Below are 26,007 nucleotides of genomic sequence, written 5' to 3'. Positions count from 1 at the left end.
ACCGCCGCCTCAATGCCGTGCATCGCCGTCGAGCGCGTCGACGAGCAGGTTGAGCGCGATCGAAACCAGCGCGATCGCGAGTGCTGGTGCGACCGCGGCCAGAGGATTGGTCGAAAGCCCGCCGAGATTCTCGCGCGCCATGCCGCCCCAATCGGCCATCGGCGGCTGAACGCCGAGCCCAACAAAGCTCAGGCTGCTCATGAATAGGATCGCGAAACTGGCGCGGATGGCGAAATCGGTGGCGAGGGGGCGCACCACATGCGGCAGCATCTCCCCGAACAGGATCCAGCCCATGCCTTCGCCGCGCGAGCGCGCCAGCTTGATGTAGTCCATTTCCTTCAGATCGTTGCCGAGAGCGCGCGCGATCCGGAACACGCCGGCTGCATAGACCACGGACGCGATGCCGATGATGACCCAGACCGAGGAACCCAGCGCCGCCACGACCACGAGGCCGACGATGATCTTCGGCAAGGCGAGCACGATATCGACGATGCGGCTGAGGACGGTGTCAACGAAGCCGCCCCGCGTGGCGGCGAGCAGGCCGAGGGTGTCGCCGATGAGATGGGCCAGCAAAGTCGCCGTCAGCGCCATGAACAGCGTGATGCGCGTGCCATCCATCAGACGCGACAGCACATCCCGCCCGAGATAGTCGGAGCCGAGCCACATGCCCACAGCCGGCGGCATCAGGGGCTCGTCGGTGATGAAGTCGAACGGATCTTGCGGGAGGGCGACGAGCGAGACCAGCGCGATCAGCGCGAACATCGTCAAAACGACAGTGCTGAAGGCAAGCGTCGGCGACAGCCGGAGCGAGGTGGAAGCGCCGGTCATATCGTATCCATCGGGCGTTGCGGCAGGGAGCGCGGATCGAAGACGCGCGCCATCACGTCGGCCAGCAGGATCAGCAGGACATAGGTCGCGCAGAAGATCATGGCGCAGGCCTGCACCACCGGCAGATCGCGCGACTGCACGGAATCGATCATCAGCCGTGCCAGGCCGGGATAAGCGAAGATGGTCTCGACGACGACGATGCCGCTGACGAGATAGGCCGTGTTCAGCGCCACGACATTGGCGATCGGCCCCACCGCATTGCGCAGGGCGTGGCGCGCGACGATGCGGCGGTCGGGCACACCCTTGAGGATCGCCATCTCGATATAGGGCTGGGTCAGGATGTTGCCGAGAATGGCGCGCGTCATCCGCGCAATCTGCGCGGTGACGACCACGACCAGGCTTGCGGTTGGCAGCAGGAGCGCGCGTGCCGTCTGGCCTATGCCGGATCCCGTGCTGAGATAGGCGACGGCCGGCAGCCAGCCCAGATTGACCGCAAACAGCAGGACGAGAAGCGTCGCCAGCAGGAATTCAGGGGTGGCCGACAGGGCGAGGATCACGACGGATGCGCCCCGGTCCAGCGCGCGGCCGTTCCACATCGCCATGGCGACGCCGAGCAGGATGGCGAGCGGCACGGCGATGACCGTCGTGATGCCCGCCAGCAGCGCCGTATTGGCGACGCGCTCCGACAGCAGGGCGCTGACAGGCGATTTGGTCACCATCGACCGTCCCCAATCGCCCTGTACGGCGCCCGCCAGCCAGTGCAGGTAGCGCTGCGCCGCCGGTTCGTTCAGGCCCATCTCCAGCCGCAGCGCCTGCACGTTCTCGGGCGTCGCGTATTGCCCGAGAGCGACCTGCGCGACGTCGCCAGGCAGGATCTCGCAGGCCCAGAACACCAGCAGCGAGACGATGAACAGCAGCAGGAGCGTGGCGAACAAGCGCCAGATGATGAAGTTAACCACGCCCTGCGACCCCAACCGAACCCCGACCCTTCGTCATCGGGTCAGGCGTCGATCCAGATGCGGTCGGTGAAGTTGAAGCCGCCCAGGCTGCCGATAGGCAGCGGCGTCAAGCCCTTGATCTTCTTCGATACGCCATCGACATAGTTCAGGAAGGTCGGGATCATGATCGCTCCCGAATTATGAATGATCGTCTGGATCTCGCCGTATTGCTCCTTGCGCTTGGTAAGATCGAACTCGGCGCGGGTCATGTCGATCAGCTTTTCGAGCCGCTCGTTCTCGTAATGCGAGAAGTTCCAGACCGCCCCCTTCTTCCAGCTCAGGTTGAGCAGCATGTTGTAGGTCGGGCGCGGGTGAAAATTGGTCGCGAAGAACGGGCGCTTGCCCGCCACGGCCGTCCAGTAGCTTTCGGCCGGCTCGCGCTTGATCTGCAGATTGAGCCCGGCGCGCATGGCCTCGCGCTGCATTAGCTGGCCGATATCGACGCTGTAGAGCACGCCGTCGCCCATCGAGAGCTCGATCGGGCTCTTGCCGATGCCCGACTTACCGAAATGGAACTTGGCCTTGTCGATGTCGAGCTCGCGCTGCGGCAGCGCCGCATTGAAATAGGGGCTCGTCGCGCCGATCGGATGATCGTTGGCTATGGAGCCGTAGCCGCGCAGGACGGTATCGAGCACGCGCTTGCGGTCGATCAGATAGGATAGGCCGAGCGCAAGATCGGGGTTGTTGGAGGGCGCGCGGTCGACGGCGGCCTGGATCGCGGTGTAGCGCGTGCTCGGCGTGACGAAGACCTCGGCATTGCTGGATTTAGCGACCTGCTCGATGGCGTTGCCGCGCAGTTCGAGGATCATGTCCACATCGCCCGACAGCAGCGCATTGGCGCGTGCCGATGCGTCGGGGATCGGGAACATCTCGAATTGGTCGATATAGGGCTGGCCCTGTTTCCAGAAGTTCGGGTTGCGCACCAGCACTGTGCGGATGCCCGGCTGGAACTCCTTGACGGTGAAGGCGCCGGTGCCGATCGGCTTGGCGAAGTCATAAGTGCCGCTCTTGACCAGCGCGAACTGGAAGATGCCGACGAGGATCGGCAGATCGACATCGGGCTGCGCCAGCTCCATGACGATCTTGTTCGGCCCGTCTGCCGTGATCGAGGTGATATTGGCGATCAGCTGCTTGGCGGTCGATGCGACCTTGTCCTCGCGGTGGCGCAGCAGCGAGAAGATGATGTCGTCGGTCGTCAGCGGGGCGCCGTCGCTGAAGGTGACGCCCTTGCGGATCGTGAAGGTCCAGCGCGTGGCCTCCTTGTTGGCTTCCCAGGATTCGGCGACCTCCGGCTGGGCCTGCCCCAGTTCGTCCATGCGGGTCAGATAGCTGTAGACGCTGGTGCCGCGGATATAGTCGTTGCCCTTGTCGTAGCGCGCGGAATCGAAGGTGTCGCCCGTCGACTGCTGGAACAGCGCCAGCCGCACGGTGCCGCCGCGCTTGGGCGCAGTTTGCGCCAGGCCTCGCCCCGTGCCTGCGAGCAGCCCCGTGGTCAGCAGGCCTGCATTGAACGCGCGTCGCGAAAAGCCGCCGGCCGGCCGTGAATTGCCGGTCGTCATCGAACCGTCTGCCATTGCATTCACCCTCTATTGTTTGACGGCGTCTTTGACGCTCGCTTGCGGTCGCTTCATCCTGCCCGCCAGCGGCGGACTAAAAAGCAGAGTTGCCTCGCATGCGAGAGGCATGTCGCGAATTGGACTTCGGCGCCCAAGTCATACGAAGCTCTATTCTTGCGAATTCAATATTCGCCAAACGCTTTTGCTAATTAATCAAAATCAACGCCAAGGGATCATTAGAAAATCAGCGGCGGGCGGATACTCTCGCCTTGGACATTCAAAGTTCCCGATATGGACATCTGAGACGTTTGGGGAACAGGCGCCGGATATCCCGAACCTCAGACCATGCGCTTGGGATCGAGCTGGGTCTGGTAGGGGTGGAGGTCTGTCAGAGGAGAGACCCGGTCCGGCTGGGTCGGCTGAAGCAGTTCCGAGGCGCGGTCTTCCGAGGGGGAGACGCCATAGGCCTCGCGATAGCGCTCCAGGAAGCGCGGATAGGAGCGGAAGCCGCAGCGCATCGCTATGCTCGTGAGCTCGATTCCGGTCGCCTTCACCAGTTTGCGCGCGCGCGCAAGGCGGATCATCCGATAGTAGTCGAAGGTCGAGCAATTGAAGGCGATCTCGAAAAGCCGGTCGAGATGACGGCGCGACAAGGCGAGATGTTCGGCGATCGTCTCGATGTCGAGGGGCCGATGAATCGCCTCCTCCATCATGCGGCAGGCCTCGCGTACCGGCTGCGGAAAGCCGTTATAGGCCGAGGTGAACAGGTCGTCCTGATAGGCGCCGATTTCCCGCCGGTAGGGGAAGATGATGATGTTGGCGACGCGGGCCGCGACGGCCTTGCCGAGACGCTCGGAGACGAGATGCAGCATCATGTCGGTCGCTGCGGCGCCGCCCGCGCAGGTCATGCGCTTCTCGGTCCAGGTGTAGACCTTCTTGACGAAGCTCACTTCCGGAAACAGTTCGGCGAACATCGGCAGGTTGTTGAAATGCGCCGTTGCCACATGGCCATTGAGCACGCCGGCCCGCGCGATGTGATAGACGCCGCTCTCGATCGAGCCGATCGTCTTGCCATGCCTGTCGAAGCGCCGGATCAGGCTTTGCGTGTCGGTATTCTCATAGCTGTCATGGCGGAAGCTTGAGATGACGACGAGCGCGTCGAATGTCTTGAGGTCGCGGACATGCATGTCCGCCTGAAGCGGAATGCCCGAACTCGACACGACCCACGGCTGCGTGTCGTGCACGAAGAGATATCGGAAAGGCGCCTCGGGGTAGAGCGAGTTTGCAACCCTCAACGTCTCGGTCGCCGAGACGGCGCCAAGCAGTGAGAACTCCGGAAGCAGCAGAAAGGCTATGGTGTACATTCAAGGCTCTCGTTGACCGCTTGCAACGGTTAACGAGCGGATCCGTAAGTCAATGGCGCTCGGAGAAATCATGACACATGAGTGCTCGATCGCGCTTTGGCCTGAGCGAGCACCCCTCGTTCATCTCCGGATCGATGCAGGCCCCTGCCTGCATCTGCCGCGCCCGTTCTGAAAAAGCGCTCGCGGCTTTCTCAACCCGCCCGGGAATCCGAGCTGTCGACCTCGCCGGTCTGAGCGTCGTCTTGCTGAAGCTCCTGCGGACGCGGAACAGCTAGCCGTGCACCTATCACATCAAGCAGCTCACGCACCGTGGTGCATTGTTCGAGTTCGCTGTCGCCCAGCATGTCCCGGTCGAACTCACGCTCGATCGCATTGCCGATCAGGACGAGGTCGTCGGCGGAAACCCCGATTTCGTCGAGACGGGCATGGGGCTCCAGCTTGCCGCGATCGACCAGGCCTTCATCAGCGATGATCTGAAGAAGACGATCGATGATACCGGCCTCTTCAACGCTGAGTTCTGCCATCGCGGCGTCCTTTCCGTTTCAAAATCCAATGGGCGCTCGCGCACCGCCGATGAGCGGGCGCGAGCGTTAAACTCATCAGTAGCGATAATGGTTGCGTCGGCCGTAAGCCCGCGCGTGCGGAGGCGGCCCATGGTAGCGACGTCCATAACCGTTGCCGGGTCGGTCCCAATGGCGGCGGCTATAACGCCAGTCACGACGATACTCGCCGCGGCCATATTGTACCACCTCGACATCCGTCTGCGTCGTCATTGCGTTCTGGGTGGCGACCGGTGCTGCGATTGTCGCAGACGGCATCGCGGCGAACGCGCCGACGGCAATACCAGCGGCCATGATCAGTTTTCGCATGTGCGGTTCTCCCTGTTTAGCGTGCGTCCATTAAGACAGGGTCAGAGCGCAATCGCACGTGAACGAAAAAGACGGCTGTTGTTCATCTGGACGCACGTGCGGGCATGGCGCGATCCTCCGTCAAATGGGACTTGGCTTCGGCAGCGTTCATCGCACGATTGGCGGGGCAGACAGACCCTGTCGTAGTTTTGCCGCGACACCGCTAATGATGCGGCCGACGTTACCAGCCCCGGATCTTCGACATGACAGAGCCTGCAACGATCGTATTGAGCGCCGTCAATGGCCACGGCGCCTCGCCGGGCGGCAAGAACAGCTGCCTCGACCTGACCGACAGCAATGGGCGCCGCTTCATCCTTCACATTCCTCATCTGCTCGAAGGCGAATTCCTCTCACGCTTCGAAGGGGCCGCCATGCATGCCGCCGAGACCCGGGGCACAGTGTCGAAGGCTGACGTTCTGAGCGCCGTCATGGCCGAGCGGACAAGTTTCGCGATTGCGGATGACGGGACGTTGATCCTGAGGACCAAGACGCGAGCCGGGATAGACCTCGATATCAGCTTCGATGAAAGCATGGTTTCCGAGCTGCGCGCGATGTTGGATGCCCGAGCCTGAAACCGATCTCCACAGGGTCGAAAACCCGGCCTCCGCTCGCGCATGCGACGACGTGCCGGCAATCGCCGTCATTCTTTGTAAACCCTGCACGGTCCCTCTTGGCGGCGCCCGGCCCCGGTGGGGGAGCCAGAAGGAGAGAAGCATTGGATAGACGTTCGTTTTTGACGGCCCTGTTGGGCGGTATCGCCGCGAGTGCCGTGGGCGCCGTCGCGCTGAGTGAGACGGCGAAGGCCGAAGCCCTGCCGGCCGCCAATGCGGCAGCGCTGGACGAGACCGATGCGGAATTCTCGCAGTATCATCGCCTCCGCCGTCGTTATCGCCGGCCGTTGCCGCCACGCCATCGTCATCGCCGCCGTCACTATCGGTAATCGCGATGCGGCCCGCATCGGATGTCCGGGGCGGGCCGGGTACATGTCGTCCAGTTAATTCGACCGTAATCGGCGCGATTGCAGGCATTGCTTAAAAGATCGGCCGCTCGTCTTCCAACTTCGGAATGGGCCAGGCGGCACATGGCACTCGAAGGTAGGGGCCGAGCGCAGGCGGGTGCCTGCGGAGAGGGAGCCCGCTGTTGGGAGGCAGCGGCGCTCCCTCTCCATACCCTGCTCCGCGGGCTGAAGCTGATCGATAACCTCGGGGCGACATGCGGGAAACGCTGCCGCGCGCCTCTCGCTTCTCGCACCGATACGCGGTAGCCGTGGCTGCAGCATAGGCGCAGCCGGCGCCGCGCCGAGGTCATTCAGGAACTCGGCGCCCTCAACGCATATGTCGAGCGCAACCGCTGCCCGAGCGAGAGCCCCCGGCGGCGTTGATTCCCTGTCCCCGAGGGCTCGCGGCTTGCGTCAGGCATAGGCTGTCGAACCGTCGGGGCGGCGCGGCACCTTGCGCTCCCAGTGGACGTAGTCCTCCTTGGCGAGCACATCCATGTCCATCTCGACACCCCAGCCCGGACGATCGGGCCGCAGTTCGAGATGGCCATCCTTCGGCAGATAGGGGTCCTTGACGTACCAGGCTCCCTGCGAACGGTCGGGTTGCGCGTTGGCGTCGCCGCTGCCGTCGCCGAAGGCGTAGTTGGGACCATGCGGGAGCCTGTATTCGAGAATTCGGAAATTGGGCTGCGCGGCCGAGAAATGCAGGTTCACGGCGGTGGCCAGGGGGCCCATCGGGTTGTGGGGCGCGATGGTCACGTAGTGCGCCTCGGCGATGGCGGCGATCTTGCGCATCTCGAGCAATCCGCCGACGACGCAGATGTCGGGCTGGATGATGTCGCAGCCCTTGACCGAGAGCAGCCGCAGAAACTCGAACCGGCTGTAGAGCGACTCGCCCGTCGCCAGCGTGCAGGCGAGCCCGCGATTCAGCTCGCCCCAGGCCTCGATATTCTCGGGCCGGATCGGCTCCTCGAAGAAGAGCGGGTCGTAGGGTGCCAATGCATTGCCGAGCTGCATGGCCTGCTGGGGCTCGAAGATCTTGGCATGAGCGTCGAAGGCGATGTCGTAGTCTGATCGCACCGTCTCGCGCAGGCTTCGGAAATAGTCGGCGCTGGTGCGCACGACCTCGCCCCAGCGGTGCGCATGCATGTCAATTCGGTAGGGGCTGAGCTTGAACGCCGTCAGACCCCATTGCGCGTTCAGCGCATCGAACTGGTCGCGCGCGATGGCCGCGTCCGGCGCGGTATAGACGCCGGCATAGACGCGCACGCGGTCGCGCACATGGCCGCCGAGCAGCATGTAGACGGGTACGCCCAGCGCCTTGGCCGAGATGTCCCAGAGGCAATGATCGATCGCCGAGATCGCCGCCAGCCCGAGCGCTCCGGGCGGGAAGCGGCTCTGCTGGAGCAGATAGAGGATGAGATGCTCGATCCGCCGCGGGTCCTGTCCGCGGATGAACTCGAACAGATAGTCGAGCAGCGGCGGGAGCGCCTTGTCGGGGCCGTGATTGTAGCATTCGCCCCAGCCGGTCAGGCCGTCATCGGTGTCGATGGCGACGACGACGCGGGGCCGGTCCTTGTCGCGCGACATGTAGACTCGCAGGCGGTCGATCTTCATCGGCTCAGTCCTTCGGAAAATAGACGCCCCGCCGCCAGCGGGTCTGCACATAGACATGCTCGCGGAAGGTACCCTGCGCATAGGAGCCGGCCCCCTCGGTGACGGGGATCGAGACGTTCATCTCGCTTGGCCATTGCGCGACGAAATCCTCGTCGATCTCGACGCCGAGACCGGGAGCGTCGGGGACGTCGATATAGCCGTCGCGTGAAACCGGATGCGGGATGACAGTCTTGGCGCGGCCCTCCCAATCATCCTCGATGCGTTCGAGAACGAGCCCGTTCGGGCAGCTCGCGAGGAGATGGAGGGCGGCGTATTCCGCGACCGGCCCGAGCGAGCCGGAATGCGGCGCCAGCATGATGTGGTGCGCCTCCGCCATCGCCGCGATCTTCTTCATCTGCGTGATGCCGCCGGCGCGCCCGGTGTCGGGCTGCACCACATCGATCAGATCGCGCTCGATCAACTCGCGCTCGCCGAAGATCGTCGCCATACGTTCGCCCGCCGCCAGCGTCACGGAGGAATGGTTGCGGATGCGGGCATAGCCGTCGAGATTGTCGGGCGCGATCGGGTCCTCGACCCACATCATCCTGTACGGCTCGAGGGCGCGGCAGAACTGCGTCGCGTCCGCCGGTGTCAGCCATGGCGGGCCATGCAGGTCGATGGCGATGTCCATCTCCGCTCCAACAGCCTCGCGCAGGCTTGCAACTTTCCTGACGGGATCGGAGACGCCGCCGCATTTGATGGCGGTGACGCCGCGCTGTTTCAGCGAGAGCGCCGTCTCCGGCGTGTTGGCGTGGCCGTAGATGCGGATCCTGTCGCGCAGCTTGCCGCCGAGCAGATTCCAGACCGGCGTGTTCAACGCCTTGCCCTTGATGTCCCACAGCGCCATGTCGATGCCGGTCATCGCGCCGGCACCGACGACGCCGGTCATGCCGTGGCCCATGATGGCGATCTGCATCTTCTGCCAGAGCCGCTCGATATGCGTGGGATCCTCGCCGACGAGCAGCGACTTCAAATCCTCGACCGCCGTCCTGATGACGCGAGGCCAGCCCGAGCATTCGCCGATCCCGGTGATGCCCTCGTCCGTGACGACCTTGACGAACAGCCAGTTGCGGCTGCCGGTGAGGTTCTTCGAGAATTGCTGCGCGCCGAACGATCCGTCGGATGCCCAGCTCTTGAGGCTGGGCGCGCCCGCATGCATCAGGAAGGTCTTGATATCGACGATCTTCATGGGAGGTTCCGCGGTTTAATCAGCCGACATAGCGATGGCGCCGATGGATGCTGCGGGACCTGGGGTCCGGTCGCGGAATGGCTGAGAGCAGGGCCTGCGTATAGGCATGGGTCGGCGCATCGCAGACCTGTTCGGTCGGCCCAGTCTCGACCACCTTGCCGCGATACATCACCGCCACCCGGTCGCACATGTAGCGGATGACGCCGATATCGTGGCTGATGAAGACGTAGGACAGTCCGAGTTTGTCCTGCAGGTTCATCATCAGGTCGAGCATCTGCGAGCGCAGCGAGACGTCCAGCGCCGAGGTCGCTTCGTCGGCGACGATGACGCGGGGGTTGAGCGCGATGGCGCGTGCGATGCCGATGCGCTGGCGCTGGCCGCCGGAGAAGGCATGCGGATAGCGCTCTCGCCAGGAGGGCTCCAGCCCCACCTGCCGCAGCAATTCGGCAACCCGGTGGTCGAGCTCCCGACCCTCCGCGATCTTGTTGACGAGCAGCGGTTCGCCGATGATCTGGGCCACCGTCATGCGCGGGTTGAGCGAGCCGACCGGGTCCTGGAAGATCATCCGGATCTCGCGCCGGCAGGCCTTCAGGGTGTCCTTGTCGGCCTTGAGCAGATCGACGACATGGCCGTCTGCGCGGCGATAGTCGATCACTCCGGCATTGGGTTCGTAGACCCGCAACAGGCAGCGCCCCATCGTCGTCTTGCCAGAGCCGGACTCGCCGACGATCCCCAGCGTTTCGCCTGGCCTGACTTCCAGCGAGACGTCGTCGACGGCCTTGAGCGGGGCCTTGGGCGAGCCGAAGTGCATTTCCAGATTGCGGACCTGCAGGACAGGCAGGGCCTCTTGCTGGATCGGCGCGCGCTTAAGCCGGATCTCCGCCTTCTGCTCGAGCTTCAGCACGGAGCCGATCAGCATGCGCGTGTAGTTGTCCTGCGGCGCGTGGAAGATGGCGTCGACCGGGCCGGTCTCCTTCACCTTGCCATGGTGCATCACCAGCACGTCGTCGGCGATCTCCGCCACCACCCCCATGTCGTGGGTGATGAACATCACGGCCATGCCGTGCTGCTGTTGCAGCCGCTTGATCAGGTCGAGGATCTCCGCCTGGGTGGTGACGTCCAGCGCGGTCGTGGGCTCGTCGGCGATAAGCAGGGAGGGGTTGCAGGCAAGCGCCATCGCGATCATCACGCGCTGGCGCATGCCGCCCGAGAACTCGAACGTGTAGCGGTCCACCGCAGCGTCGGGCTTGGGGATCTCGACTTGGCCCAGCAGCTCGACACAGCGCGCGCGCGCCTCCTTCTTTCCCATCTTCAGGTGGAGCTGGAGCACCTCCATGATCTGGTCGCCGACCGTATGCACCGGCGATAGCGACGACATCGGCTCCTGGAAGATCATCGCGATCTCGCGGCCGCGAACCGCACGGATCTCGCGCCCCCGCGGGTTGAGCTTCGCCAGATCGACCGAGCTGCCATCGGGACGATGCAGGACCATCGCGCCGGAGACGATGCGCCCGGGCGCATCGACGATCTGCAGGATCGAGCGCGCGGTCACGCTCTTGCCCGAGCCGCTTTCGCCGACGATGCAGAGCGTCTTGCCGCGTTGGAGGGTGAAGGAGACGCCGTCGACGGCCCTGACGACACCGTTGCGCACCGGAAAATGCGTCACGAGCCCGGTGACTTCGAGGATTGTCGGGGCCAGCGCGGCAGCGCGCGTCTCAAGGCCGGTGGCGAGATCGATGACGCTCATTTGTTGTACGGATCGGCTGCGTCGCGCAGTCCGTCTCCCAGGAAGTTGAGGGCGATCACGGCGATCACCACGGCGACGCCGGGAGCAAACAGCCAGGGCGCGGTCGCGATGGAGCGGATGTTCTGGGCTTCGCGCAGCAGCACGCCCCAGGAGATGGTCGGCGGCTGCAGTCCCAGGCCGAGAAAGCTCAGCGAGGTTTCGGCCAGGATCATCGCGGGGATCGCCAGGGAGATCGACGCGATGATGTGGCTGGCGAAGCTGGGCAGCATGTGGCGAAAGATCACCCGCCCCTCCGAGGCGCCGTCGAGGCGGGCCGCGGTGACGAACTCCTCGGTGCGCAAGCTCAGGAAGCGGCCTCGCACGACCCGGGCAAGCTGGGCCCAGCCCGTGAGCGACAGGATCAGCGTGATCATGAAATAATTCAGTGTCGCCGGCCAATCCTGGGGCAGGGCGGCCGACAGAGCGAGCCAGATCGGGATGCTCGGCAGAGACAGCACGAATTCGATGACGCGCTGCACCGCGAAGTCGATCCGCCCGCCGAAATAGCCGGAGATGCCGCCGAGCAGGATGCCGATCGTCAGGGAGAGCAGGACGCCGACCAGGCCGACCGACAGGGAGATCTGGGCGCCCTGCATGATGCGGCTGAAGACGCAGCGGCCGAGGCGGTCGGCCCCGAGCAGGAAGATCGGCTGGGTCTTGTTCTCCGAGGCGATGAGGTGGGCTGTCGTGCTGAACAGGCCGAAGAGCTTGTATTCGTAGCCTTCGCCGAAGAACCTGACATAGCTCCGGCGGGTCTTGTCCTCGCTATAGACGGCCGAGAGCGTTTGCGGGTCGCGCTTGAACACGTTGGGGTGGATGAAGGGGCGAAACGACCAGCTCCCATCCGCCCCCCTGTCGATGAAATGGATCGTCTGCGGCGGATGAAAGGCTGCCCGCGCATTCTGTTGCGAGGGATCGTTGATGGCGAAGAAGCCCGGCGCGATGGCGATGATGTAGAGGAACACCGTGACGACAAGTCCGGCCATGGCGAGATGGTGGCGCTTGAATGCCCACCAGACGAGTTGCCATTGCGAGGCGACGGCCAGTCGCTTGCTGTCGATGGATGAAAGAGCGCTGTCGGTCATGGCTTATTCCAGCCTGATGCGAGGATCGACGAGGGCGAGCAGGATGTCGCTGATGAGCGAGCCGATCAGGGTCAGCGCGCAGATCAGCAATACGAAGGCGCCGGCCAGATACATGTCCTGGCTCATCAGCGACTGAAGCAGGAGCGGTCCTGCGGTCGGCAGGCTCAGCACGATGGCGACGATGATCGAACCGGAGACCAGGTTCGGCAGCAGCCAGGAAATCGTCGAGATGAACGGGTTGAGGGCGAGGCGAACCGGGTATTTCACCAGCAGGTGGAATTCGGAAAGGCCCTTGGCGCGCGCCGTCGTCACATAGGGCTTGTGCAGTTCGTCCAGCATGTTGGCGCGCATGACGCGGATCAGGCTGGCTGTGCCGGAGACGGCCAGGATGATGACGGGGATCCAGAGATGCTGGAGCAGGTCGATGACCTTGCCGATGCTCCACGGCGCCGTCAGGTACTGTTCGGAAAAGAGCCCGCCGACCTCCTGCCCGAACTCGACCGCCGCGACATACATGAGCACGAGTGCAAGCAGGAAACTGGGAACAGCGAGGCCTAGGAAGCTGAAGAAGGTGACGATGTAGTCGCCGATCGAGTATTTCTTGACCGCCGAGAAAATGCCGATCGGCAGCGCGATGCCCCAGGTGGCGAGCAGCGTCGAGAAGGTCAGCACCAGCGTCAGCGCCATCCGTTCCCAGATCAGGTCTCCGACCGGCTGCTGCCACTCGAAGCTCAGGCCGAAATCGCCCCTGAGCAGGATGTTGGTGATCCATTTGAAGTACTGGACGATCATGGGCTGATCGAGCCCGAACCGGGCACGCAGATCGGCCGCGGTGTTTTGATCGACGACTTCGTTCGAGGCTGCGAGCGTCGCGATATAGGTCGTGACGTAGTCGCCCGGAGGTAGCTGGATCAGCACGAACGCCAGAAAGCTGACGACGACCAGAGAAGGCACCATCCAGAGGAGGCGCTTTGCGATGAAGCGGAGCATGGCACTTCCTGTTTCGGAGGAGGAGCCCGATCACGCCCGAGGCGTAGCCGGGCTCCTGTCGCTCATGTCGCGAAGAAGAACTGCTGTGGCAGAGCCGGGCCGGGATTGGGCCAGGTCCAGGCGTTGGGGTATCGCGCCGGCACGTTCTGCAGGTTGTTCTTGCAGATGCCGAAGGCGTTGACCGCAAGGCAGATGCCGACGGTCTCGAATGCATCGGCCGTGAGGTCGAAGACCTGCTTCATCAGCGCGGCGCGCTTCTGCAGATCGGCCGTGGCGCGGGCCTGGTCGAACAGCTTCATCCGCTGCTTCTGGCTCTCCGGCGGCTCCTGGCCGTCCTTGCCGCCCGAAACATACCATTGCGCCCAGGGAACGGCGTAGCGCGAGCCCTGCGTATGCTGGGCAAAGTAGTCGCGCGGATCGAGCATGGGGTCGAGCCCGCCGGGCCCCGGCCACACCGCCGCGTCATGGTCGTTGTTGTCGCCCCGCGTGTAGTAGAGCGCGCGCTCGATCGTATTGACCTTGATGTCGACGCCGATCTCGGCCCAGTGGCGCTTCACCAGCTCGAGCGCGTCGACCTGGTCGGGATACAGGGTCGGGATCACGTCGATGGCGAAGAAGACCTTTTGTCCGTCCGGCCGCAGCCTGATGCCGCTGCCGTCCTTCTTGGCGTAGCCGAGCTTGTCCAGGATCGCGTTGGCCTGGGCCGGGTCGTGGTCGGTGAACTGCTCCGACAGGCCCGCATGATACCAGGGGTGCCCCGGACGCGGCCCGGTCTGGTGCGGCTGCGACTGGCCGAGATAGACGAGGTCGATGATCTCCTTGCGGTTCATGCCGAGCGAGAGCGCCTTGCGGAACTCCTTGTTGGCGAACATCTCCCTGACCTTCGCGTCCTTGTGGGTCATGTTCAGGTAGATCTGAACCTGCTGGGACGAGGAGCTGATCAGCTCGATCAGGCGGTAGCCGCCCTTCTGCATGTTCTGCGACAGCGTCGGCTTGTTCTGCAGCGTGTCGAGATGGCGTTCCTGGATGTCGAGACGCCCCGAAATCGCGTCGAGCATCAGCGACTCGACGTCCTGCGAGATGTTGAAGGTGAGCCGGTCGATATAGGGCAGCTGGTTGCCGGCGGTGTCGACCTGCCAGAAATAGGGATTGCGCTCCATCACGACGCGGGTTGCGCCGCCGGTATAGGCCTCCTTGACCACCCAGGGGTCGAGCGTCGGCTTGTCGACATTGCCCCAGCGCGAGGGAATTTCGATATCGCCGCATTTGTTGCGGAACAGCGTGCCCCAGTCGGACAGGTTCGCCGCCTTGACCAGATCCGCGATGCCGGAATTGTATTTGGGGTGGAACTGGCTGCAGTAATGCTTGGCAAAGAGCGTCGGATATTGGCCGAGCGGCGTCGCCATCTGCTCCAGGAACAGCGCATAGGGGCTGGCGAAGGTGAATTTCACCGTCGTTTCGTCGACCTTGGTCGCGGTGCACGACTTGTTGTCGATGACGATCGCCGAAGGCGCGGATTTGTAGAGTTCGGTGTTCTTGGCACAGTCCTCGATCGAGAAGACGACATCATCGGCCGTGAACGGCTTGCCGTCGGACCATTTCATGCCCTTGCGCAGGTAGAAGGTGAATTCGGTCGAATCCGGGTTCACCTCCCATTTGTCGGCGACATTGGGCAGGACTTCGGTAAAGGCGAGGTTCCAGCGCACCAGGCCCTGGTTGCCGACCATCCGCAGGATGCCGTTATGGTCGGAGGAGCCGCGCAGGCCGCGCCTAAGCGAGCCGCCATAGCGGCCGACCTTCTCGACCTTGATGACCAGGGGATTGGCCGAGATGCGCTCGGCCAGCGGCGGCAGCTTGCCGTCCGCCGCCAGTTTGGCGAGAGCCGGCGCTTCCTTGGCTGCCTGCGCTAAAGCCTGATGGGGCAGGGCCGAAAGCGCGGTTGCGCCGGCAAGCCCCTTCAGCATGTCGCGGCGGTCGAGACCTCGGCGCCGATACGGTCCTCGTTGGGTGTCCTTGCTCATGCCATCCTCCCTCTCTGAGATGTTGCCGGCCTTTTGGCCTTGTCGTTCAGGGTCGAAAGCTGTCGGGCGGCGGCTGGTGCGACCGCCCGGTTTGTTCACATCATGCCACTCCGATCCGCACCGTGGCCCGAAGGGCTTCGCCGGGGTTCAGCACGCGCATCCCGGTTTCCGGCTGTCCGGCTGCCGCGAGATTGAAGGCGTCCGCGACATGGCTCACGGGCTCGAGGCACAGATAACGCCCGCCAGCCGGCACGTGGAATACGAGATGGTCGAGCGGGGCGCTGGTCTGGATCGCAATCTGAGTGCCGTCATGACGTTGAATCCAGGCATTCCCGTCCCAGCCGGCATAGTAGCTCGTGATGTCCTTCTCGCCATGACCCGAGTCGTATTGGCGGGCGCTGCCGGAAAGCCGGAGACGCTGCTTTCCGCACCCGTCGGCATCGGCCTCCCATAAGGCGTCAGCGGTGAAGCGGATCCGGTCGCCCTGCGACACCGCGAAATAGGGATGAACACCCAGACCCATCGGCATGGCCGAGTCCGCGCGGCTTTCCACGCCGATCTCATGCGTCAGGCCCGACGGGCCAAGTGTGATCAATTGCACCGCCTCGAACGCCCAGGGCCAGCCACTGGGATCATTTTGCGGATCGTGGCGGTAGCGCATCTCGATCTGAGCTGCGGCCTGCCGGGCCACGGTCCAGGGTCGCATCTGGGAAAAGCCGTGCAGCGCATGCGGAGCCGCGGCCGGGTGCGGCGCCAGTTCGACCCTGGTCTCGCCGAAGCGGAAGGCGGCATCACGAATGCGGTTGGAATAGGGGACGAGCGGATAGCTGCCGGCCTTTGGCCAGATGGCAGGGTCGTACGCGGCTTCGGGCATCGGCACCAGCAGGTCGGTGCGATGGCCGCTGGGCTCCTCGCGCCAGAACGAGGCGATCCGGCCGCCGTCCAGAGGCCTCACTGTCGCTCTCATCGGCCCGGCCGCGAGAGCAAGGACAGACGGCGAGGCCTGCGCAGAACGAAGCTGTGCCGTCGTCGCGTCCGCCATAGTCACGTTTCGTCCCATGAGCCGGGATGTCCCCGATCTTGAGTGAAAGGCTAGGAGCGGTGTCGGGCTCTGTCAACGGCCGTTCTTACTATGTGTGAAACCATGCCTTATCTCGCAGTTGCAGCATCGATATTTCTTACATCGTGGTAATTCATCGTTGCGAGCTGCCGGGCGCCTGCGTAAGTTGCGGCCTTCGCCGCTTCATCTCGCTTCGACAGGCCCGGCTTCCTTTCATGCGCAATCGTGTCGCCAGCCTCGAGAAGGACGCCGGGCCCGACGATGAGGGCCCGCGCGACGAGGCCGTCGCCGAGGTTCGCGGCACGCGACTGGTCGGCAAGGCGCTGAACCTGATCGACCTGATTGCCGCCTCGCCCGGCGAGCACCGGGCACAGAGCCTGGCCGATGAATTGGGTCTGCCGCGCAGCACGGCCTACCGCATCATCAATACCTTGCAGCAGCGCGGCCTGGTTCGCGTCGATGCTGCCGGGCAGGGCTATTTCCCCGGTTTCAAGTTTCTCGAATACGCCCAGGCCGTCTGGCCGATCCCGGATCTGCCGATGCTCGCCATGACGGAGATCCGCTGGCTGCACGAACTCAGCGGGGAAACCGTCTATTTCGCCGCGCCCGGTGGCGCCAGCATGATCATCCTGCAGAAGATCGTGAGCCTGTATCCGATCAGTACGGGTGCGCCTTTGGGCAGCCTGCGGCCGTTCTACTGCTCGGGAATGGGCAAGGCTCATCTGGCAGCATTGGCCCCGGCCCAGCGCGAGGCCCTGATCGGCCGCATGAGCTTCGAGCGCGTCACGGACCGCACGATCACCGACCCGACCCAGCTACGCTCGCAGCTCGATGTCTTCCGGTTGCGAGGCTATGCCATCGACGACGAGGAGTTCATGGAGGGCGTGCGCTGCGTCAGCGCAGCCGTGCCCGGCGATGGCGACGTTCCGATCGGAGCCTTCACGGTATCGGGGCCCTGTTACAGGATGACGCTGGAGCGCGCTCATCAGCTCGGACCCGAGGTTGCAACCGCAGCCCGGCGGCTTGGCGAGGCCGTGAGGCGGCGCGGCGGCACGCGTCCACGTGGCCGGCCCGATGGCGGGGAGATGCCGCTCGCCTCGAGCGCCCGCTCGTTCCTGGGGAAGTCGCCGAGCTGGGATGCCGAGACCGGCTCCTTGCTCTGGCTGGACGCGCTTGCGCCCGCCATCATGCGTTCGCGCGACGAGGAGCCCACGGCTCCGCCCCGGTCGGAGGTGATGGCCCGGTTTACCTCGCCGGCGATGGCCCTGACTTCGATCGGCGAGGGCCGGTGGTTCGTCGCAACGGAAAAGGGCGCCATGACCGTCGACCGGGATGCGCGCTTGACCCCGTTGAGCCCGGAGCTGTCGCCGGAGGTGCTCGCCGGCATCACTTGCGCCTGCCACGGGCGCGATGGGCAGATCTGGCTCGGCGTCGGGGAAACATCGGCTCCCCAGATCCGCCCGGGGCTGTACCGTCTCATCGACGGTGAGGCCGTGCTGGAGGCCAAACTGCCCTCTGCTCCCACCGACATCCTGATCGATTCCTCCGGGCGCCATCTTTACGCCGCCCTCAGGGATGCCGGTGACATCGTCCGTTTCCGCATCGGGCCGCGCAACGGGCTCGGGAATCCGGAACTGGTCGCGCGCGTCGATGCCTTGCACGGCCGCCCCATGGCGCTGGCTCTGGAAGAGCCTGACCATCTGTGGGTCGCGTTGTGGGATGGCTGGAGCCTGGCGCGGCTGCGGCGCGACGGCTCCGACACGCGGCTTCTGTCCTTGCCCGTGCCGCGCCCGACAGGGCTGACATTCGGCGGCCCCGATGGCGACCTGCTCTACGTCACCAGTGGCCGGATCGGTTTGACTCCGCAGCAGATTGCCGAGGCTCCGACCTCCGGCAATGTCTTCGCCCTCGACGGCCGCCTTCGGGCGGCCTTGCTGCGCTGAGCCGGGGAGCCGCCAAGTCTATCGCCAAGTTCAGGTCTATCGCCAAGCTCAAGTCTATCATCTCGCTCAACGAAAAAAGCCGGGAGACGACGCATGGAAGAGCAACCGCCGACCGCCCTTCGCAACCTGCTGATCACGGGCGGGGCCGGCAATATCGGGCGGAAACTGCGCCGGGAACTGGGCGCCCGCTTCGCGCGCATCCGCATTCTCGATGCCGTGGCACCGGCTGAACTGGCTGCGAACGAAGAGGCCGTGCTGGCCGATATCGGCGACATCGCCGCCGTCGAACGGGCCATGGAGGGGATGGACGGGGTGATCCACATGGCGGGTGTCGTGCGCGAAGCACCGTTCGAGGACATCTTGCAGACCAATGTCATCGGCACCTGGAATGTCTACGAAGCGGCGCGGCGTCAGGGCGTGCGCCGCGTCGTCTTCGGCTCCAGCAATCACGCCGTCGGCTTCTATCCCCGCACGCAGCGCATCGACGAGACGGTCCTGCCGCGGCCCGACGGCCGCTATGGCCTGAGCAAATGCTGGGGCGAGGCGGTGGGCGCCCTCTATGCCGACAAATACGGCATCCGCAGCATGCATGTGCGGATCGGCAATGCCGCCGACATCCCCGGCAATGCCCGCACGCTCAAAATCTGGGTCAGCGGGCGCGATCTCGCCCAGCTCTGCCTGATCGGGCTGGAGCATCCCGACATCCACAACACCATCGTCTACGGCGTTTCGGACAATGCCGGCGGCTGGTACGACAATGCCGTCGCCCACGGGCTGGGCTACCGGCCCCAGGACCATGCCGAGGATTATACCGAGGAGGCGATGGCGGGAGAGGCCCAGCTGACGCATGAGCCGCCGGCGCTCTATTTCCAGGGCGGCGGCTTCTGCTCCATCGAATATGCCGGCGCACCGGTTCCGCCACCTGCCTGAGGCGCGGCTCCCTGTGCGATCCCGACTCTTCCCCTCCTGACCGTCACGAGGCCGCCGATGCGCATCACCGATGTCCGGGTCACCCCGATCGCCTTCCGGGATCCGCCGCTTCTGAATGTCTCCGGCGTGCACGAGCCTTGGGCTCTGCGCAGCATCATCGAAGTCGAAACAGCCGATGGCCATGTCGGGCTCGGCGAAAGCTATGGCGATCTCGAAACCCTCACCAATCTCGGCAAGGTGAAGCCTGGGCTGATCGGGCTCGATCCATTCGACCTGAACGGGCTGACGCGGGTCGTCTATGCGGCGGTCGGCGGAGATCCCGATCCCGGCCAGACCTTCGCGCCTGCCGGCGACAAAGCCCGTGCCTCGGCGCTTGCGGCCTTCGAAGTCGCCTTCCTCGATCTCCAGGGCCAGCTGACAGGCCGCCCGCTCTACGAAATCCTGGGCGGCAAGCTGCGTGACCGGGTGCCCTACAGCGCCTACCTCTTCTACAAGTTCGCTGGGCATAAGGACGATCCCGGCTATCCGGCCGATGATTGGGGCGAGGCGCTCAGCCATGAGCAGATGGTCGAGCAGGCGCGCCGGATGGTGACGGAGTTCGGGTTCGGCTCGATCAAGCTCAAGGGCGGCGTATTCGAGCCGGATTTCGAGATCGAGACGCTCCGGCACCTGCGCAAGGCGTTCCCGGATCATCCGTTGCGGATCGATCCCAATGGCGGCTGGTCGGTCGAGACGACGCGGCGCGTCATGCCGCAACTGGAGGGGCTGCTCGAATATCTCGAGGACCCCGCCCGGACGCTCGCCGAAATGGGGCAGATCGCGACATTCGCGCCGATGCCGCTCGCCACCAACATGGTCACCATCGCCTTCGGGCATATTCCCGAAACGATCCGGTTGAACGCCGTCCAGGTCGTCCTGTCAGACCATCACTATTGGGGCGGCTTGCGCGCGACCCAGCATCTGGCCCATCTAGGCCGCGTCTTCGGCTTTGGCATCTCGATGCACTCGAACTCTCATATGGGCATCAGCCTGGCGGCGATGACCCATGTCGGTGCCACCATTCCCAACCTCGCCTACGCCTGCGACACGCATTACCCGTGGCAGGTCGAGGATGTGATCGAGGGCGGCAAGCTCAGGATCGAGAATGGCTCCGTCGCGCCGCCGGAAGGGCCGGGCCTCGGCGTGCGGCTGGATCACGCGGCGCTAGCGCGCCTCCATCGGCAATATCTCGATTGCGGCATCCGGGTGCGCGACGACACCAAGGAGATGCGCAAATACCAGCCCGACTTCAATCCGGCGCGCCCACGCTTCTGAAGCCGGCTACAGCACAGGCTCGCCGCGCCCCCGGGGGCTGGCGGAGAGTGCCAGCAAAAAAACAGTTTAGACTCTGCTGTTCAGGCTCGGAACCACGCCGTCATCCTGGACAAGCGGCGAAGCCGCGCAGATCCGGGATCCATCGTAGAGCTTCGGAGCCCTCCGATGGATCCCGCGTCTCCGCTTCGCTACGCCCAGGATGACGGCGCGGTTCCCAGCCAATACAGCTCGGTTTAGCTCTCCAGCTCGACCATTTCCACCCAGTCCGGTCCGCTCCCGACTGCGATGCGGTCGGTCATGCTGAGCGCCCCGTCCGCGCCATCGATCGCATAGACCGTGACGTGGTCGGTCAGCTGCCCGAGCGCGAGCAGATAGCGCCCGGTCGGGTCGATGCCGAAGCCGCGCGGCTGGGTTTCGGTCGGGACGTTCTGCAGGGGCCGCAACCTGCCATCCGTCTCTACGCCGAAACTCGCCAGGGCCGAGCTGCGCCTCTCCGAGGCATAGAGAAAGCGGCCATCGGGTGTGATGTGAATATCCGAACCCCAGGCCGCTCCGTCGAAGCCGGCTGGCAGAGTGCTGACGCTTTGCTTGCTGTGGAGCGTGCCCTTTTCCGCATCGTATTCGAACACCGTAATCGAAGCGTCGAGTTCGCCCAGCAGATAGAGATACCGCCCGTTTGGATCGAAGACGAAATGCCGAGGGCCGGTACCCTTCGGCAAGGACGTGGTTCGAGGTTGCGCCAGGGCACCGCCGACATGGTCGAAATCGAAGCTGTAAACCAGGTCACCGCCAAGGCTTGTCGCCAGTACCCGACGGTTGGCCGGGTCGCTCATGATGCCATGGGCGTGCGGCGCGGTCGCAACGCGCTGCGTCACGTCCTGCGCCATGCCATCGGGTCCGATCGGGCCGACCGTGACGAGATTGCCGTCATAGGAGGCGCCGAACAGAAAGCGGCCGCTGCGATCGGTGTGGATATAGGCGACGCTTTCGGCCATCGCTGCGAAACCCAGAGCGGAAAGCGCGCCCGTGCTCGGGTCGATCGAAAAGCTTGCGATGCCTCGCGGCGTTCCACGCATGGCTGCGTAAAGGAACTCCCGCCCGGGCGACAGCGCCAAAGGCAGCGAGCGTCCGGGCTCCTCCAAACCGGGAAATGGCTGGCGCTGGACGAGGCTCAGCTTACCGTCGCCCACTGACAGCCTGAGGACATGGATATCGCCGCTCTGGCCATTGCCGATATAGACGGCGATATCGGCCTGACCGTTGGGATGATGAGACGACATGCTCGGCTCCAGTCGCTGTCAGGCTTCTGACGGGTATTTGGCTTGCCCCCACCGGCCATGGACGCTTGGACATAGCTGAGATTCCGCGCGGCAGCCAACCGGATAACGACCTGCTGCGCTAGCATTGAGCTGCCGACCCGTTGCTCTCATGCGATGTCGCCGGGCCGATCTGCCCGGCGGACCGCGGCATGAGCGCGGCCAACCGCGCCATATCGGCCTGTACGGTCGCTGGTGCGACACGCGAGATGCCAAAGACCAGCCCGGGCCGCGCGCGCCCCAGTTGGAAGCGCGACATCGGCTGCATCGCGAAACCATGCGCCTTCATGTTCCGGGCGATGGCCTGATCGTCGGCACGCAGGTCGCGGAACCATGTCGCCAGCTGGAGCCCGCCCGATCCGTCGCCGATATGCAGGACGTCGCCGCAATGGCGCTGAAGTGCGGTGACGCTTGCTGCCATGCGCGCTGCATAGAGGGCTTTCATCTTGCGGATATAGCCGCGCAGGCGGCCATCGCGAATGAAGTCGGCCAAGGCCGCCTGGATATGGATCGGCACGACGGCGCCTCGCAGCTGCAAAGCGGCCGAAACCTCCTGCAGCAGCCGCAGCGGCACGATCGCGTAGGCGACCCGAACCCCCGGGGCGAAGATTTTCGAGAAGGTGCCGAGATAGGCGACGATGCCGTTGCGGTCGATGCCCTGAAGCGCCGCGATCGGCCGCGAGCCATACTGGAACTCGCTGTCGTAATCGTCCTCGATCACGACAGCGCCGCTCGCCTGCGCGACCTCCAGCAGGGCAAGCCGCCGTTGCAGGCTCATCGTCACGCCCGTCGGATATTGATGCGAGGGTGTCACATAGATCAGTCGTGGCGGCGGCCCGCCGGCCTTCGCGACATCGATCCCGGCCTCGTCACAAGGCACCGGCACGATCTCCGCTCCGGCTGCGCGTAGCAGGGCCTGTGCCGTGGGATAGCCCGGCTCCTCCATCCAGGCGACGCTGCCATTCGCCTCTCCCGGCCGCAGCAGCACGGACGTCAGCAGGCTGATCGCGGCGCGGGTCGATGGCACGATCATGACCTGCTCGGGCCGCGCAACGACACCGCGCGTCTGCGCGACGTGATCGAGAATGGCCTCCTGCAGCTCCCGGATGCCGTCGGCATCGCCATATCCGAGATCGTGAATTCTCAGCGATCGCCCACGCGCGCCGAGATAGCGGGCCCAACTCGCATGCGGGAAAGCCGTGAGATCGGGAATGCCGGGCTCGAACAGCTTGGAAAGCGGGAGCTCCCTGGCCGGCACGGACAGGCCTGACGCCGGGCGTGGGGTGGCAGGGAGCGGCGCTGTCCCGACTTCGGCGACGCGTGTCGACGAGCCCGTTTGCGCAAGGAGATAGCCGTCTGCCTTGAGGCGCTCATAGGCTTGCACCACGGTCGAGCGGGCGACGCCAAGCGTGAGAGCCAAAGCGCGCGTGGACGGCAGGCTTTGCCCCGCCGCCATCGTCCCGTCGAGGATGCGTTCCCGCATCCCGCGATAGAGCTGTCCTTCGAGATCGCCGGTTGCCCGGTCCAGAGGCTGCCAGGCGAAGGCGCTTGCCGACATCATCAGGTCCCAAAGCGGTCTGATTAAAATGAAAGAAGTGGCAGTTTACGCCATACCATGAAATCCGCCAACGATGGGTTGATGCGGCCACAGCCGTACTTGCAACCGGATCGCGAAATCAGGGCGTTACCATGGATCTGTCGGATTGGAAGGGCGTCTCGCGCCCCGAGCGGATTGTGCTGGAAGGCCGCTATACGCGGCTCGAACCGCTCGATCCTGCCAAACATGGTGCCGACCTGCTCGCCTCCGCCCGCGAGCCTGGTGCCGACGACCGTTTCCGCTATCTGTTTGAGGAGACGCCCGCCGATATGGCGGCCTTCAGCGTCTGGCTGGAAAAGGCCTCGACCTCCGCCGATCCATTGTTCTTCGCCGTCATCGACAAGAAGACCGGGCGGGCCGAGGGGCGGCAGGCCCTGATGCGGATCGACGCCGTGCACGGTGTCATCGAGATCGGCAATATCCTGTGGGGGCCTGCCATCGCCCGCAGCCGCGTCGCGACGGAGGCGCTCTATCTTTTCGCGCGCTATGCCTTCGATGCGCTGGGATATCGGCGGTTCGAATGGAAGTGCAACAATCTCAACGAGCCGTCGAAGCGCGCTGCCCAACGTTTCGGCTTCACGCCTGAAGGCATCTTTCGGCAGCATATGGTGACGAAGGGCAGGAATCGCGACACCGCATGGTTTGCGATGGTGGATGCCGACTGGCCGCGCCTCAAAGCCGGCTACGAAGCCTGGCTGGCGCCTGAGAATTTCGACGAGAACGGCCAGCAGCGCGTCAGGTTGAGTTTCTGATCGGCCGGCTCAGGCGGCGGCGCGGAGCAACCAGTCGCGAAACGCCAGGACGGCAGGCCGGATGCGCGCCGTTCCCGGCGTGATCACATAGAACGACTGCTCTGATCTCAGCGTTTCGCTTGCCCCGAACGGGGCGACGAGCCGCCCGCGCTTGAGATCGTCGAGAACCAGCGGTGCCGGCGCGATCGCGATACCCTGGCCGTCAAGCGCGGCATCGAGCGCGAGCGCGGTCTGGTTGAAGCGCCGGCTTGTCGTCGAACTCGCGGCGAGTCCGGCCCGTTCGAGCCAGATCGGCCAATGCGAGTGCCCGTCATGCAGGAGCGTGACGCGCGCAAGATCCTGCAGCGTCGTGAGTTCAGCCGCAATTGCGGGCGCGCAGACCGGAAAGAGATCGACGCTCATCAGGAGCGTCGCCTCAGCCGGCGGCGCGAAGGGCGGGGCGGTCAGGCGCACCGCGAGGTCGGGCGCTCCGCGCACCCCGATCGCCTCGACGCGCTCCGACGCCAGCACGCGGACTTCGACATCGGGCATGCAATTCGCGAAATCGCCGAGGCGCGGGATCAGCCATTTCGTCGCGAAGGACGGCGTCACCGTCACGGTGACGCTTGGCTCATCGCGACCGCGCCCCGGCTCGACCGCGGCGACAGCACCCGCGATCAGCGCAAAGGCGCGCCTGACCGGGGGATGGAAGGTTCGCCCATTTGGGGTCAGCGCTAGCCCGCGCGCGTGGCGCTCGAAAAGCTTTACGCCCATCGCCGCCTCGAGCGCGCGGATCTGCTGCGCCACGGCGCCATGCGTCACGTTGAGCTCCTCGGCCGCCAGTCGCACGTTCAAATGGCGGGCGGCGGCATCAAAAGCGCGCAGGGTGACGAGCGGTGGCAGGCGGGACATGCAGGACTGTAGCAGCGCTACAGTCTGGCTGCATTGGAAATGATTGGACGGACCTCGCGGAACTCTATGTGTTCAACCGCAACACAAAAGCGGATGGGCAGATAATGACAGTCAAGGTCGCGATCGTAACGGCTGGTGGCAGCGGCATGGGAGCAGGCGCCGCCAGGAAACTGGCGAGCGAAGGCTTCAAGGTCGCTATCCTCTCCTCCTCCGGCAAGGGCGAGGCCCTGGCCAAGGAGCTCGGCGGTATCGGCGTCACCGGATCGAACCAGTCGAACGATGATCTGAAGCGCCTGGTGGACCAGACCATGGAGCGCTGGGGACGCATCGACGCTTTGGTCAACAGCGCCGGGCATGGTCCGCGTGCGCCCGTGCTGGAATTGTCGGATGATGACTGGCATCGCGGCATGGAGGTGTATTTCCTCAACGTCGTCCGACCCACGCGGCTGGTCACGCCGATCATGCAGCAGCAGCGCTCAGGCTCGATCGTCAACATCTCGACCTTCGCGGCTTTCGAGCCGGACCCGGTCTTCCCGACCTCGGGCGTCTTCAGGGCCGGGCTTGCCGCCTTCACCAAGCTGTTTTCCGATCGTTACGCGGCCGAGAACATCCGGATGAACAATGTCCTGCCGGGCTTCATCGACAGCCTGCCCGAAAAGCAGGAGTTCCGGCAGCGGATTCCAATGGGCCGTTACGGCACGGTCGACGAGGTCACGGATTTGATCGCCCTGCTGGCGTCAGAGCGTGGCGGCTACATCACCGGCCAGAACATCCGCGTCGACGGCGGCATCACGCGGGCGGTCTGAGCATTGAAGACCGAGCAGGC

The 26,007-nt window shown here is 64.7% G+C and carries 23 protein-coding genes; 7 read left to right on the top strand and 16 right to left on the bottom strand.

Annotation, left to right across the window (positions count from 1 at the left end):
• Positions 1–9: 9 nt before the first annotated feature.
• The 6 genes from C4S73_RS22450 to C4S73_RS28035 form a co-directional block, all read right to left on the bottom strand.
• Positions 10–828 (bottom strand): ABC transporter permease, encoded by an 819-nt coding sequence (locus tag C4S73_RS22450; RefSeq protein WP_103874818.1) that lies wholly within the window; start codon positions 826–828, stop codon positions 10–12.
• Complete coding sequence (locus C4S73_RS22445; protein ID WP_103874875.1) at positions 825–1,787, bottom strand: ABC transporter permease; 963 nt, start codon at positions 1,785–1,787, stop codon at positions 825–827. Before C4S73_RS22445 ends, C4S73_RS22450 begins: the two co-directional genes overlap by 4 nt.
• A gap of 41 nt (positions 1,788–1,828) precedes the next feature.
• Positions 1,829–3,400 carry an ABC transporter substrate-binding protein gene (locus tag C4S73_RS22440; RefSeq protein ID WP_103874817.1) on the bottom strand — a complete coding sequence of 524 codons (1,572 nt, stop codon included), beginning with the start codon at positions 3,398–3,400 and terminating at the stop codon, positions 1,829–1,831.
• Positions 3,401–3,720: 320 nt separating this feature from the next.
• Positions 3,721–4,746: a GlxA family transcriptional regulator gene (locus C4S73_RS22435; protein ID WP_103874816.1), complete on the bottom strand. Its 1,026-nt coding sequence runs from the start codon at positions 4,744–4,746 to the stop codon at positions 3,721–3,723.
• A gap of 191 nt (positions 4,747–4,937) precedes the next feature.
• The gene (locus C4S73_RS22430) at positions 4,938–5,270 is read right to left on the bottom strand and encodes a phosphopantetheine-binding protein (RefSeq protein ID WP_103874815.1); all 333 of its coding nucleotides are present in this window, start codon (positions 5,268–5,270) and stop codon (positions 4,938–4,940) included.
• 75 nt (positions 5,271–5,345) lie between these two features.
• A complete protein-coding gene (locus tag C4S73_RS28035) occupies positions 5,346–5,615 on the bottom strand; it encodes a hypothetical protein (protein ID WP_146071465.1) in 270 nt (89 codons plus the stop codon).
• 242 nt (positions 5,616–5,857) lie between these two features.
• Here C4S73_RS28035 and C4S73_RS22425 point away from each other — a divergent pair, with 242 nt between their 5' ends.
• Positions 5,858–6,226 carry a hypothetical protein gene (locus tag C4S73_RS22425; RefSeq protein ID WP_146071464.1) on the top strand — a complete coding sequence of 123 codons (369 nt, stop codon included), beginning with the start codon at positions 5,858–5,860 and terminating at the stop codon, positions 6,224–6,226.
• A 143-nt stretch (positions 6,227–6,369) separates the two neighbouring features.
• Entirely contained in the window at positions 6,370–6,594 is a 225-nt protein-coding gene (locus C4S73_RS22420) for a hypothetical protein (RefSeq protein ID WP_146071463.1), read from the top strand.
• 471 nt (positions 6,595–7,065) lie between these two features.
• Here C4S73_RS22420 and C4S73_RS22415 read toward each other — a convergent pair whose 3' ends face one another.
• The 7 genes from C4S73_RS22415 to C4S73_RS22385 all read right to left on the bottom strand — a co-directional run bounded on the left by C4S73_RS22415 (position 7,066) and on the right by C4S73_RS22385 (position 16,333).
• Positions 7,066–8,268, bottom strand: a complete 1,203-nt coding sequence (locus tag C4S73_RS22415) for a mandelate racemase/muconate lactonizing enzyme family protein (RefSeq protein ID WP_103874812.1) — start codon at positions 8,266–8,268, stop codon at positions 7,066–7,068.
• A gap of 4 nt (positions 8,269–8,272) precedes the next feature.
• Positions 8,273–9,496: a mandelate racemase/muconate lactonizing enzyme family protein gene (locus C4S73_RS22410; protein WP_103874811.1), complete on the bottom strand. Its 1,224-nt coding sequence runs from the start codon at positions 9,494–9,496 to the stop codon at positions 8,273–8,275.
• Between the two features lie 19 nt (positions 9,497–9,515).
• The gene (locus C4S73_RS22405) at positions 9,516–11,243 is read right to left on the bottom strand and encodes an ABC transporter ATP-binding protein (RefSeq protein ID WP_103874810.1); all 1,728 of its coding nucleotides are present in this window, start codon (positions 11,241–11,243) and stop codon (positions 9,516–9,518) included.
• The gene (locus C4S73_RS22400) at positions 11,240–12,367 is read right to left on the bottom strand and encodes an ABC transporter permease (RefSeq protein WP_103874809.1); all 1,128 of its coding nucleotides are present in this window, start codon (positions 12,365–12,367) and stop codon (positions 11,240–11,242) included. The genes C4S73_RS22405 and C4S73_RS22400 overlap by 4 nt, the downstream gene beginning before the upstream one ends.
• 3 nt (positions 12,368–12,370) lie before the next feature.
• Entirely contained in the window at positions 12,371–13,357 is a 987-nt protein-coding gene (locus tag C4S73_RS22395; RefSeq protein ID WP_103874808.1) for an ABC transporter permease, read from the bottom strand.
• A 62-nt stretch (positions 13,358–13,419) separates the two neighbouring features.
• A complete protein-coding gene (locus tag C4S73_RS22390; protein WP_103874807.1) occupies positions 13,420–15,378 on the bottom strand; it encodes an ABC transporter substrate-binding protein in 1,959 nt (652 codons plus the stop codon).
• A gap of 100 nt (positions 15,379–15,478) precedes the next feature.
• Positions 15,479–16,333, bottom strand: a complete 855-nt coding sequence (locus C4S73_RS22385; protein ID WP_160115876.1) for an aldose epimerase family protein — start codon at positions 16,331–16,333, stop codon at positions 15,479–15,481.
• 320 nt (positions 16,334–16,653) lie between these two features.
• Here C4S73_RS22385 and C4S73_RS22380 point away from each other — a divergent pair, with 320 nt between their 5' ends.
• The 3 genes from C4S73_RS22380 (at position 16,654) to C4S73_RS22370 (ending at position 20,625) form a co-directional block, all read left to right on the top strand.
• Complete coding sequence (locus C4S73_RS22380) at positions 16,654–18,381, top strand: IclR family transcriptional regulator domain-containing protein (RefSeq protein WP_103874805.1); 1,728 nt, start codon at positions 16,654–16,656, stop codon at positions 18,379–18,381.
• Positions 18,382–18,474: 93 nt separating this feature from the next.
• Complete coding sequence (locus C4S73_RS22375) at positions 18,475–19,311, top strand: NAD-dependent epimerase/dehydratase family protein (RefSeq protein WP_103874804.1); 837 nt, start codon at positions 18,475–18,477, stop codon at positions 19,309–19,311.
• A gap of 57 nt (positions 19,312–19,368) precedes the next feature.
• Positions 19,369–20,625, top strand: coding sequence for a glucarate dehydratase family protein (locus C4S73_RS22370; RefSeq protein WP_103874803.1), 1,257 nt, complete (start codon positions 19,369–19,371; stop codon positions 20,623–20,625).
• Positions 20,626–20,858: 233 nt separating this feature from the next.
• On the opposite strand, the gene C4S73_RS22365 is transcribed toward C4S73_RS22370, so the two are convergent.
• Both C4S73_RS22365 and pdxR read right to left on the bottom strand, forming a co-directional pair.
• On the bottom strand, positions 20,859–21,905 hold the full coding sequence (locus C4S73_RS22365; RefSeq protein ID WP_103874802.1) for a lactonase family protein: 1,047 nt from the start codon (positions 21,903–21,905) through the stop codon (positions 20,859–20,861).
• A 118-nt stretch (positions 21,906–22,023) separates the two neighbouring features.
• The gene (pdxR, locus tag C4S73_RS22360; RefSeq protein ID WP_103874874.1) at positions 22,024–23,499 is read right to left on the bottom strand and encodes a MocR-like pyridoxine biosynthesis transcription factor PdxR; all 1,476 of its coding nucleotides are present in this window, start codon (positions 23,497–23,499) and stop codon (positions 22,024–22,026) included.
• 131 nt (positions 23,500–23,630) lie between these two features.
• Between pdxR and C4S73_RS22355 the strand changes: the two genes are divergently transcribed.
• The gene (locus C4S73_RS22355; RefSeq protein ID WP_103874801.1) at positions 23,631–24,290 is read left to right on the top strand and encodes a GNAT family N-acetyltransferase; all 660 of its coding nucleotides are present in this window, start codon (positions 23,631–23,633) and stop codon (positions 24,288–24,290) included.
• Between the two features lie 9 nt (positions 24,291–24,299).
• Here the strand turns inward: C4S73_RS22355 and C4S73_RS22350 are convergent, their stop codons facing one another.
• Positions 24,300–25,181, bottom strand: a complete 882-nt coding sequence (locus tag C4S73_RS22350) for a LysR substrate-binding domain-containing protein (protein ID WP_103874800.1) — start codon at positions 25,179–25,181, stop codon at positions 24,300–24,302.
• 101 nt (positions 25,182–25,282) lie between these two features.
• On the opposite strand from C4S73_RS22350, the gene C4S73_RS22345 reads away from it, so the two are divergent.
• The gene (locus C4S73_RS22345) at positions 25,283–25,987 is read left to right on the top strand and encodes an SDR family oxidoreductase (protein WP_103874873.1); all 705 of its coding nucleotides are present in this window, start codon (positions 25,283–25,285) and stop codon (positions 25,985–25,987) included.
• Positions 25,988–26,007 lie beyond the last annotated feature (20 nt).

Source organism: Allobosea lathyri (assembly GCF_900108245.1).
Lineage (GTDB): Bacteria > Pseudomonadota > Alphaproteobacteria > Rhizobiales > Beijerinckiaceae > Allobosea > Allobosea lathyri.
The sequence above is the reverse complement of the archived record's forward strand: the minus strand, read 5'-3'. Positions and strand labels throughout refer to the sequence as shown.

Excerpts from the sequence above, each read along its gene's own strand:
- C4S73_RS22450 (WP_103874818.1), bottom strand. The coding sequence starts at position 828 with ATGACCGGCGCTTCCACCTCGCTCCGGCTGTCGCCGACGCTTGCCTTC.
- C4S73_RS22440 (WP_103874817.1), bottom strand. The coding sequence starts at position 3,400 with ATGGCAGACGGTTCGATGACGACCGGCAATTCACGGCCGGCCGGCGGC.
- C4S73_RS22435 (WP_103874816.1), bottom strand. The coding sequence starts at position 4,746 with ATGTACACCATAGCCTTTCTGCTGCTTCCGGAGTTCTCACTGCTTGGC.
- C4S73_RS22430 (WP_103874815.1), bottom strand. The coding sequence starts at position 5,270 with ATGGCAGAACTCAGCGTTGAAGAGGCCGGTATCATCGATCGTCTTCTT.
- C4S73_RS28035 (WP_146071465.1), bottom strand. The coding sequence starts at position 5,615 with ATGCGAAAACTGATCATGGCCGCTGGTATTGCCGTCGGCGCGTTCGCC.
- C4S73_RS22425 (WP_146071464.1), top strand. The coding sequence starts at position 5,858 with ATGACAGAGCCTGCAACGATCGTATTGAGCGCCGTCAATGGCCACGGC.
- C4S73_RS22415 (WP_103874812.1), bottom strand. The coding sequence starts at position 8,268 with ATGAAGATCGACCGCCTGCGAGTCTACATGTCGCGCGACAAGGACCGG.
- C4S73_RS22410 (WP_103874811.1), bottom strand. The coding sequence starts at position 9,496 with ATGAAGATCGTCGATATCAAGACCTTCCTGATGCATGCGGGCGCGCCC.
- C4S73_RS22405 (WP_103874810.1), bottom strand. The coding sequence starts at position 11,243 with ATGAGCGTCATCGATCTCGCCACCGGCCTTGAGACGCGCGCTGCCGCG.
- C4S73_RS22400 (WP_103874809.1), bottom strand. The coding sequence starts at position 12,367 with ATGACCGACAGCGCTCTTTCATCCATCGACAGCAAGCGACTGGCCGTC.
- C4S73_RS22395 (WP_103874808.1), bottom strand. The coding sequence starts at position 13,357 with ATGCTCCGCTTCATCGCAAAGCGCCTCCTCTGGATGGTGCCTTCTCTG.
- C4S73_RS22390 (WP_103874807.1), bottom strand. The coding sequence starts at position 15,378 with ATGAGCAAGGACACCCAACGAGGACCGTATCGGCGCCGAGGTCTCGAC.
- C4S73_RS22380 (WP_103874805.1), top strand. The coding sequence starts at position 16,654 with ATGCGCAATCGTGTCGCCAGCCTCGAGAAGGACGCCGGGCCCGACGAT.
- C4S73_RS22375 (WP_103874804.1), top strand. The coding sequence starts at position 18,475 with ATGGAAGAGCAACCGCCGACCGCCCTTCGCAACCTGCTGATCACGGGC.
- C4S73_RS22370 (WP_103874803.1), top strand. The coding sequence starts at position 19,369 with ATGCGCATCACCGATGTCCGGGTCACCCCGATCGCCTTCCGGGATCCG.
- C4S73_RS22365 (WP_103874802.1), bottom strand. The coding sequence starts at position 21,905 with ATGTCGTCTCATCATCCCAACGGTCAGGCCGATATCGCCGTCTATATC.
- pdxR (WP_103874874.1), bottom strand. The coding sequence starts at position 23,499 with ATGTCGGCAAGCGCCTTCGCCTGGCAGCCTCTGGACCGGGCAACCGGC.
- C4S73_RS22355 (WP_103874801.1), top strand. The coding sequence starts at position 23,631 with ATGGATCTGTCGGATTGGAAGGGCGTCTCGCGCCCCGAGCGGATTGTG.
- C4S73_RS22350 (WP_103874800.1), bottom strand. The coding sequence starts at position 25,181 with ATGTCCCGCCTGCCACCGCTCGTCACCCTGCGCGCTTTTGATGCCGCC.